We start from the raw sequence: 8,817 nt of genomic DNA on the forward strand, positions 1-8,817 counted from the left end.
AGTCGGCATCCGTCTGAAGATCGAGAAGATCCAGTGGCCGCAATGGCTGGAGCAGGTCTTTCAAAACCACAGCTACGACATTTCAATCGTCGATCACGTGTCGCCGATGGACTTCGATGTCTATGCCAATCCCGACTTCTTCTTTGGCTATGACAGTCCGGAATTCGAGCAGATTTGGCAGGAGATCAAGGCCGCCTCGACTGAGGAGCAGCAGACGGCCGCGTTTCGCAAGATGCAGGACTTTCTTGCGCAGGACGTGCCCGCCCTCTTCCTCTACCAGGCCCGCAACATCTCGATCGCAAGAAAGGGCCTGCATGGGCTGTGGAAGAGTATGCCTACCTTCAAGGCTGACATGACCGACGTCTACTGGGCCGAATAGCAGACCAGTCTGGCGACCGCCGACAAGACATTCGGCGGCCGCCATTTCAGGATTGTGGTGAATTGTGAACGAGCGGAGTGCAGGGCTTATGAGTTCAAGCCTGATCTGGGGGAAATACGTCGTCTCCCGCGTTTTGAACCGCAATGAGGCCGTGCTCATCGCCGACGGCGCCATTTTCCAGCGCGACGGCAAGATCGTCGAAATCGGCACGAAAGCTGATCTGCTTGCGCGCCACCAGCCCGACGAGATCATCGGCTCGGATCGCCACGTGATCCTGCCCGGTTTCGTGAACGGGCATCATCACATGGGCGTCACGCCGACCCAGCACGGTGCACCCGACCTGGCGCTCGAGCTCTGGATCGCCAGGCTGATGGCAAAGCGCAATATCGATCCGTATCTCGACACGCTTTATTCGGCTTTCGAGATGATAGGCTCGGGCGTCACCACCGTTCAGCACATCCAGTATGGAGTGCCGGGGCCGGTCGAGAATATTTACGAGGTTGCGAACGAGGTGCTGCGTGCCTATCGCGACATCGGCATGCGCGCTTCCTATTCCTACGTCATCATGGACCAGAATAGGCTCCTGCATCAGGATGACGCCCTGTTTGCTGCAAGCCTGCCGAAGCCTTTGGGCGACAAGCTCGTGCAGTTCACCGCGGGCAACGCAATCCCGCTCGACGACAATTTCAAGCTCTTCAAGGCACTGCACGAGAAATATGCGACGGATGACAGGCTAAAGATACAGCTCGCACCGGCGAATCTGCATTGGCTGAGCGACGAGGCCCTGCTGCGGACCAGGGAATATTCCGACGCTTACGACGTGCCCATGCACCTGCATCTGCTGGAGACGAAATACCAGCGGGAATATGCTTTTAGGCGAACTGGCCGAACCGCTGTCGAGCATATCGAAGCCCTCGGACTGCTCGGACCCCGGCTTACCCTGGGCCATGCCGTGTGGTTGAGCGAGCCCGATATCGAGCGGGTCGCGGCGAGTGGTTGCCATATCTGCAACAATGCCAGTTCAAACCTCAGGATTCGTAGCGGCATCGCCCCGGTTAATCATTTCGCGCGTCACGGCATTCCGGTCTGCGTCGGCATAGACGAGGCTGGCATCAACGATGATCGCGACATGCTGCAGGAAATGCGGGTGGTGCTGAACATCCACCGCACACCCGGCATGGACGATGACCCGCCGACCTGCGCGCAGGTGCTGCTCATGGCGACCGAATATGGCGCCCGCACCACCCCCTTCGGCGGGTCCATCGGCACGCTTGAACCCGGCAGGGCGGCCGACTGCGTACTGCTCGACTGGCAAAGCATCGCCCATCCATATCTCGACGCGGATCTGCCGATCGTCGACGCAATCGTGAAGCGTGCCACTGCGCGCTCAGTCGATACGGTGATCGTGGCCGGCGAACCGATCCTGCGCGACGGCCGCTCCACGCGGCTCGACCGGACCGAAATATTGGCCGCGCTTGCAGACGACGCTCGCCGTCCGTTGACGCTGGATGAAATCGAATTCAGGGGCGTGGCCCGCCAGGTGTTTGACCACGTCAAGCAATTCTACGCCGGTTACCAATGCAACGCGTCTGACGAGCCCTACCGTTACAACGATCTGCTCGCCGGACTTTCCAATCCTCATGCGGCAAGAACTGAGAGGCGACCGTCATGATTGCTTTCTTATTGCGCCGCATCTCCACCTTCATCGCAACCCTTGCCATCGCCTCGGTGGTGATCTTTGCAGCCCTTGAGCTCCTACCGGGCGACCCGGCACAGATCATGCTCGGCATCGATGCGCCTCCGGACGCAGTGGCTGCCCTGCAGAAGAAACTCGGCGTCGACCGTCCAGTCGTCGAACGCTACTTCAGCTGGGTCGGGGGGCTTGCAGTGGGCGACATGGGCGAGAGTTTCACCTACGTCATGCCCGTCAGTGAGCTGATCATGACGCGGCTCGGTGTGACCTTGCCGTTGGCGCTGCTTGCCGCGCTCATCAGCGTGCTCATCGGCGTTCCCGTTGGGCTCTATGCCGCCGCACATCACAAGACCCCTCGCGATTATGGGGTGATGATCTTCGGGCAGCTCGGTATAGCGATCCCGAATTTCTGGTTCGCCATCCTGCTCGTCCTTGTGTTCTCGATCTACCTTGGGTGGTTCCCGGCAGGCGGATTTCCCGGCTGGAACGCGGGCTTCTGGCCCGCCATCAAATCGCTGATCCTGCCGGCATTTTCGCTGGCGATCGTCGAGGCGGCTATTTTTGCGCGCATTTCGCGTTCCGCCGTGCTCGACGTGCTCAGAGAGGATTTCGTGCGAACGGCGCGGGCGAAGGGCCTCAGCCGCCGGTCGACGCTGGTCAAGCATGTCCTGCGCAATGCGCTCATTCCGATCATCACGATCTGCGGGCTCGAAATCTCCAGCCTGCTCGTCGGCACCATCGTCATCGAACAGGTGTTCAACATACCGGGCCTCGGTCGCCTTGTATTTCAATCACTTACCCAACTTGATCTGATGGTCGTCAAGAACCTGATCATGCTCCTTGTGGCGCTGGTCGTGTTCATCAACCTCGTGGTCGACCTGCTCTATGCGGTGATTGACCCGCGCCTGAAGCATCAGAGGCACTGACCATGACCGGCAAGCTTCTCAAAAATGTCATGCTGCATCGCAGCCTCTTGATCGGCGGACTCCTGTCGTTCCTGCTCGTTGGAGCCTCCGTGGTGAGCCTGTTCTGGACACCATTCTCGCCGACGGCGATCGACATCGTGAACAAGCTTCAGGGTCCTTCCGCCAAGCACTGGCTCGGAACCGATCACCTCGGCCGCGATGTCTTCTCCATGCTGCTGAGCGGCTCGCAGATATCCATCATTGTCGGCTTTCTGGCGGTGAGCCTGGGCCTTTGCGTCGGCGTCGCGCTCGGGGCACTCGCGTCGGCCTATCGCGGTTGGCTTGAGGAGCTCATCATGCGCATGAGCGATTTTTCGATCGCCTTCCCGATCATCATCACCGCAGTCCTGCTGACCGCGATACTGGGCCCGGGCACGGTTAATTCGATTATAGCGATCGGCATTTTCAACATACCGATCTTCGCGCGCATCACGCGCGGCGCCGCAAATGCGGTCTGGGCTCGTGAATATGTGCTCGCCGCCCAGACCTGTGGCAAAGGCCGCCTGCGCATCACCATCGAGCATGTCCTTCCCAATATTAGCGGCGCCCTCATCGTGCAGGCCACCATCCTTTTTGCAGTGGCAATTCTGGCTGAGGCGGCGCTGTCTTTCCTCGGTCTTGGAACACAGCCGCCGGAGCCAAGCTGGGGGAAGATGCTGAACAATGCCCAGACCTTTGTCGGCCTTGCTCCGCACCTGGCGATATTTCCTGGACTTGCGATCGCGCTGTCGGTGCTCGGCCTCAATCTGATCGGCGACGGCCTACGCGACGTCCTCGACCCCAAGCTGGCGCGCGCCCGTTAAGTGGAGCTGGAGAGCAAGCAAATGCTTCACGTTCAAGACCTCAATGTCAGCCTTGCCGGCGCAAACCGGGACATCCCGATCGTCAGGGATGTCAGCTTCGAGCTGGGGCCCGGCCGCTCGCTTGGTATCGTCGGCGAATCCGGTTCCGGCAAGTCGATGACGGCGTTGGCCTTGATGCGGCTGTTGCCGGGTGCAATCCGCGCGACCGGCAAGATCGGCCTCGAGGCGCATCAGTTGCTCGCGATGAGCGAGCAGGAAATGTGCTCGGTGCGCGGCAACAAGATTGCCATGATCTTCCAGGAGCCGATGACGTCGCTCAATCCGCTGCAAACGATCGGCCGGCAGGTCGCCGAGCCCATGATCCTGCACAAGGGTATAGATCGCGCCGCTGCAAAGAATGAGGCAGTCCGCTTGCTCGACCGCGTCGGAATTCCAGACGCGACGCGCCGCCTCAACGTTTATCCGCACCAGCTTTCCGGCGGCCAGCGCCAGCGCGTGATGATCGCGATCGCGCTATCATGCTCGCCGCGCGTGCTCATCGCCGACGAACCCACGACGGCGCTGGACGTGACCGTGCAGCGGCAGATCCTCGACTTGCTGCGCGAACTCGTCAGCGAAACCGGGATGGCACTCATCATCATTTCCCACGACCTTGGCGTAATCGGCGAAATGGTCGACGAGATGCTGGTGATGTATGGAGGGCACGTGGTGGAGCGCGGCCAGGCCGACCGGGTTTTCCAAGCGCCAAGCCATCCCTATACGCGCCGCCTTCTGGAGGCGATACCGCGTTTCGGCATGCCGCGCCATGAGCGGCTGAGGACGATTCCCGGCTCTATGCCGGAGATCGGCACGGTATCGAAGTCGTGCATCTTCGCCGGAAGATGCGACCTGGTCAGTTCCGATTGCTTGCTCGCCCCGCCGCCTTTCGTTCCGGTCGGCGCAGCACATGTCGCAGCCTGCATCCGAGCCGAACGCGCTATGGAACCCGTCCAATGAGCCAGCCAGTGATCGAGATCAGAAACCTTGAAAGACGTTTCCAGCTTCCACGGGAGTCACTGTTTCGCCCGGCCGGCACCGTCTACGCACTGAATGGCATCAACCTGACGGTCGAGCCTCAGCAGAGCTTCGGCATTGTTGGCGAATCCGGATGCGGCAAGTCTACCCTTGCGCGGATCATCATGGGCCTGGACAAGCCCACCGCCGGTTCGATCAAGGTCATGGGCAAGGATATCAATGCCGTCACGCCACATGAACTGCGATCCATGCGCTCCGACTTCCAGATGGTGTTTCAGGATCCCTTCGGTTCGCTCAACCCGCGCCATCGGGTGGAGCGTATCGTCGCCGAACCGCTGTTTGCTACGGGCGAGACTCCCGGCAAGCAGGAGCGCAAGGAGAGGGTCGGAGAAGCCCTCCAATCCGTCGGGCTTCGACCCAACGACATGGAGAAATATCCGCACGAGTTTTCCGGCGGGCAACGCCAGCGCGTAGCGCTTGCGCGCGCACTGATCACACGACCCTCGCTGATCGTCGCCGACGAGCCCGTATCGGCGCTCGACGTGTCGGTGCAGGCACAGGTGCTGAACCTTCTTCGCGATCTCGAGGATCAGTTCGGCATCACCTTCGTGTTCATCAGCCATAATCTCGCAGTGGTGGACTATGCCTGCCAGGATGCGGCGGTGATCTATCTTGGCCGCATCGTCGAACAAGGGCCGACATCGGCACTGTTCGGGAGACCGCTGCATCCCTACACGCAATCGCTCGTCGACGCGGTCCCGCATGTCGGTGCCAAACGTGATCAGGTCGTTACGCGTTCGCCGGCCGCCCTCAAGACACAGACATCGGCCCAAAGCGGTTGCCCCTTCGTGGACCGCTGCGCCTTTGCGCGCGATATCTGCCGTTCCGAAAAGCCTGAGCTCCAGGTGGCTGACACCGACCACATGGTGGCCTGCCATTTCGCACAAGAAATCGGCGACAATCGACAGCGCGAGAAGGTCGCTTCCTTCGCGTGACAAGAATTCCGGAGCTCGCCTGATGCGCATCGTCATCGTTCAGCCCAATACGACACAGGCGGTCTCGGATCGCGTCGCCGATGCGGCCCGCCGCGCCGCAGGGCCAAACACGCGAATAGAGGTCGTTACCGCCCCCTTCGGAGCACCCTCGATCGAGTTCCGCAGCGAGGCGGCGATCGCCGCGCATGCCATTCTGGAAGCCTTTGCCCACCGGGCACAAGGTGCCGATGCCGGAATCGTGGCCGGATTTGGCGACCCTGGCGTCGCCGCGTCAAAAGAGTTGTTTGCCTTTCCGGTCATCGGCCTCGCGGAAGCGGCCATGCTGACCGCCTGTATGCTGGGAGGCCGCTTCTCAATCCTCACGGTCGGCCCGCGATGGGGGCAGATGCTGCGCGAGACCGCTGCAGTCTATGGGCTGTCATCCAGGCTGGCGAGCATCCGCACGATCGCTGGCCGCGTGCACCACGCATCACCGTCTGATGAATGGCTTGCCGCTTTTGACGAAGCCGGGCGCATGGCCGTCGCCGAAGATGGTGCGGAAGTGCTGATCGTCGGGGGCGGTGGTGTCTCCGGCCTGGCGCGGCAATTGGCCGAAAGCGTGGATGTTCCGGTCCTTGATGGCGTAGACTGTGCGGTGCGGATGGCAGAGATGCTTGTGTCGCTTGGCGTCCGCAAGCCTGTCACCGGAAGCTATTCCTCGCCGAAGGACAAGCAGCTTCACGGCATCGACGACACCTTGGCGCGGCTCTTCCAAGGCGGCTGAAACGTCCAAGCAAGCGCTCGAACCCCACTTTACTTGAATGCCGCCGAAAGCGCGTCGCTGACGCCGACGAGTTCCTTGGCGGCCGGTGCGCGGTAACTGCCGGTTCTGGGTCGAGAGGCGCCGATGCCATAAAGTGCCTCGGCCATCCGTACGGCGCAGGTCACTCCGTCCAGCAAGGGAACTTCAATGCGGTCGGCCAATAGGCGCCCTAGGCCGGCAACAGCACCACCGCCCAGGATAATGACTTCCGCGCCATCCTGGGCGATTGCCGTCTCGGACTGCGCCACCACCTCGTCGGCAACGTCGCCAGGATTTGCGCCGGCTGCCACCACCCGACGTTCGATCGTGCGAACACTGGCCAACCGCGACGCAAGCCCGTAATGCGCTGCTAGTTCGCGCAAAGGCTGCGCCATGCGGGCCCCGAGCGTGACAATGGAAAACCTACCGCCCAGCATGCAGGCCGTCAGCATCGAGGCCTCGGCTATGCCGACGACCGGAAACGGCATCAGTTCCCTTGCAGCGGCAAGTCCGGGGTCGGAAAAGCATGAGATCACGCCGGCGTCTACCCCGTCCGCGTTCTCGGCAAAGGCCGCCACTGTCGCATGCGCGGCAATCGCCACCTCCGTTCGGCATTCAATGCCTCGCGCGCCAAAACCGACGGTCACTGTCCGGATTTCGGTGTCTGGCGAAGCCGCGCGACCAGCCTCCTCCGCAATCAGATCAGTGATGAATTGCGACGTATTCGATTGGACAACCAGCAGGCGCATTTCGATGTGTGCTTTCTTGAGATCGATCGGCTCGTTTTTAGAAGTCAGTCCTTCAATATTTCCAGCCAGTGACGCGCAATCTGTTCCCGCGTGGCGAACCAGACCCCGCCCTTGTCTGTCATATGGCGGAGCACCGCATCGAGGCCCCCTATCCGCGCCGGCCGGCCGATGATGCGGGTGTGCAGTCCGATCGTCATCATCTTCGGCGCTGTCTCGCCCTCCTCCCAGAGCCAGTCGAAACCGTCGATGACATAGTCGGCGAAATCATTCGCGCGAACGAAGGGTGACTCCGGCCGCTGGCAGCGCATATCATTGGTGTCGAGGCTGTAAGGCACCACGACATGCCGGCGATCTCCGAATTTCAGGATGCGTGGCAGGTCGTCGTCATAAAGATCGCTGTCATAGAGGAACCCGCCCTCCTCGATCAGCAGCCGGCGCGTCGCCAGAGTATAGGGCGCGCGTGAATGCCAGCCGACGGGGCGGACGCCGGTAATGCGGCGAATGCTATCCACCGACTGATGAATCCAGCGCCTTTCCTCATCCTCGTTCTTGCCGGCGGGCGTATCCCAGCGATAGCCGTGACAGCCTAGTTCGAAGCCTCGCTTGAGCCCGTCCTCGCCGATCCAGGGTGTCTTCTCCAGCGCCTGCCCGCACAGATTCAGCGTACAGGTGACCCCATATTTATCGAGCACACGCAGAATTCGCCAGTAGCCGGCGCGAGCGCCATAGGCGAAGTGTGATTCCATGGCAGGATCGGGAATGTCGAGCGGATCCTGCATCATGTCGTAGATGCGTTCGTTACGCGCATCGCCCTTGGATATGGCGAATTCGGATCCTTCTTCGATGTTGAGCACCAGCGATACAGCAACTCGGGCGCCGTTCGGCCACTGCGCATGGGGTGGATTTGGCCCGTAGCCGTAAAGGTCCTGATCGGCCATCGAGGTATCAACCGCCATCGTCACTTGCCCATTCATTCTGATATGTTGCGTGCTGTTCTTCCTGAGAAAGGGCAGGCAAGCAGATGCCGACCGCCCCTTCTGTCAAGTTGCCGATTATCCGCTAGTCCTGCCAATGCACGTCGGTCATATTGGCCATGAAGACGGGCATGTTGTGCCAGAGGCCGACCAGCCCCTTCCGCGCCACCGATATGTTGCGCGTCTGGTACAGCGGAATGACTGGAACTTCCTCGGCGAACAGCTTCTGGATCGTCTGCAGGCTTTGCGTCTCCGCCTCCGGAGTGGTGGCGGCTTTGACGGCCGTCAGGGCGTCGCGATATTTCTGGCTGTCAAATCCGTAGAAATAGTCCTTGTTGGCGTGGACATCGAAATCCATTGGCGCGTCGTGGTCCACGATCGACATGTCGAAGCTATGGTTGCGGAACACCTGCTCCAGCCATTGCGGCCACTGCAGCTTCTCGATCTTCAGCCGGATGCCGACC

Annotated in this window: 8 protein-coding genes and 2 pseudogenes; 7 read left to right on the top strand and 3 right to left on the bottom strand. The window is 61.0% G+C overall.

What is annotated here, in order from left to right; genetic code table 11:
• The 7 genes and pseudogenes from ACLKMW_RS26010 to ACLKMW_RS26040 all read left to right on the top strand — a co-directional run.
• Positions 1–379 (top strand): annotated as a pseudogene (locus ACLKMW_RS26010) (ABC transporter substrate-binding protein); the annotation flags it as partial.
• An 88-nt stretch (positions 380–467) separates the two neighbouring features.
• The gene (locus ACLKMW_RS26015; protein ID WP_415727422.1) at positions 468–2,051 is read left to right on the top strand and encodes an amidohydrolase family protein; all 1,584 of its coding nucleotides are present in this window, start codon (positions 468–470) and stop codon (positions 2,049–2,051) included.
• Positions 2,048–2,998, top strand: a complete 951-nt coding sequence (locus ACLKMW_RS26020; RefSeq protein ID WP_415727423.1) for an ABC transporter permease — start codon at positions 2,048–2,050, stop codon at positions 2,996–2,998. The genes ACLKMW_RS26015 and ACLKMW_RS26020 overlap by 4 nt, the downstream gene beginning before the upstream one ends.
• Before the next feature lie 2 nt (positions 2,999–3,000).
• Positions 3,001–3,840 carry an ABC transporter permease gene (locus tag ACLKMW_RS26025; RefSeq protein WP_415727424.1) on the top strand — a complete coding sequence of 280 codons (840 nt, stop codon included), beginning with the start codon at positions 3,001–3,003 and terminating at the stop codon, positions 3,838–3,840.
• 21 nt (positions 3,841–3,861) lie between these two features.
• Positions 3,862–4,836: an ABC transporter ATP-binding protein gene (locus ACLKMW_RS26030; protein ID WP_415727425.1), complete on the top strand. Its 975-nt coding sequence runs from the start codon at positions 3,862–3,864 to the stop codon at positions 4,834–4,836.
• Entirely contained in the window at positions 4,833–5,849 is a 1,017-nt protein-coding gene (locus ACLKMW_RS26035; RefSeq protein WP_415727426.1) for an ABC transporter ATP-binding protein, read from the top strand. The genes ACLKMW_RS26030 and ACLKMW_RS26035 overlap by 4 nt, the downstream gene beginning before the upstream one ends.
• Before the next feature lie 22 nt (positions 5,850–5,871).
• On the top strand, positions 5,872–6,612 hold the full coding sequence (locus tag ACLKMW_RS26040; RefSeq protein WP_415727427.1) for an aspartate/glutamate racemase family protein: 741 nt from the start codon (positions 5,872–5,874) through the stop codon (positions 6,610–6,612).
• A 29-nt stretch (positions 6,613–6,641) separates the two neighbouring features.
• On the opposite strand, the gene ACLKMW_RS26045 is transcribed toward ACLKMW_RS26040, so the two are convergent.
• The 3 genes and pseudogenes from ACLKMW_RS26045 to ACLKMW_RS26055 all read right to left on the bottom strand — a co-directional run.
• Positions 6,642–7,379 carry an aspartate/glutamate racemase family protein gene (locus tag ACLKMW_RS26045; RefSeq protein ID WP_415727428.1) on the bottom strand — a complete coding sequence of 246 codons (738 nt, stop codon included), beginning with the start codon at positions 7,377–7,379 and terminating at the stop codon, positions 6,642–6,644.
• 44 nt (positions 7,380–7,423) lie between these two features.
• Positions 7,424–8,335: a polysaccharide deacetylase family protein gene (locus ACLKMW_RS26050; protein WP_415727429.1), complete on the bottom strand. Its 912-nt coding sequence runs from the start codon at positions 8,333–8,335 to the stop codon at positions 7,424–7,426.
• A gap of 103 nt (positions 8,336–8,438) precedes the next feature.
• Positions 8,439–8,817 (bottom strand): annotated as a pseudogene (locus ACLKMW_RS26055) (hypothetical protein); the annotation flags it as partial.

The sequence above is a fragment of the Borborobacter xinjiangensis genome, from assembly GCF_047739745.1.
Classification (GTDB): Bacteria; Pseudomonadota; Alphaproteobacteria; order Rhizobiales; family Rhizobiaceae; genus Pseudaminobacter.

Excerpts from the sequence above, each read along its gene's own strand:
- ACLKMW_RS26030 (WP_415727425.1), top strand. The coding sequence starts at position 3,862 with ATGCTTCACGTTCAAGACCTCAATGTCAGCCTTGCCGGCGCAAACCGG.
- ACLKMW_RS26020 (WP_415727423.1), top strand. The coding sequence starts at position 2,048 with ATGATTGCTTTCTTATTGCGCCGCATCTCCACCTTCATCGCAACCCTT.
- ACLKMW_RS26035 (WP_415727426.1), top strand. The coding sequence starts at position 4,833 with ATGAGCCAGCCAGTGATCGAGATCAGAAACCTTGAAAGACGTTTCCAG.
- ACLKMW_RS26040 (WP_415727427.1), top strand. The coding sequence starts at position 5,872 with ATGCGCATCGTCATCGTTCAGCCCAATACGACACAGGCGGTCTCGGAT.
- ACLKMW_RS26045 (WP_415727428.1), bottom strand. The coding sequence starts at position 7,379 with ATGCGCCTGCTGGTTGTCCAATCGAATACGTCGCAATTCATCACTGAT.
- ACLKMW_RS26050 (WP_415727429.1), bottom strand. The coding sequence starts at position 8,335 with ATGGCGGTTGATACCTCGATGGCCGATCAGGACCTTTACGGCTACGGG.
- ACLKMW_RS26015 (WP_415727422.1), top strand. The coding sequence starts at position 468 with ATGAGTTCAAGCCTGATCTGGGGGAAATACGTCGTCTCCCGCGTTTTG.
- ACLKMW_RS26025 (WP_415727424.1), top strand. The coding sequence starts at position 3,001 with ATGACCGGCAAGCTTCTCAAAAATGTCATGCTGCATCGCAGCCTCTTG.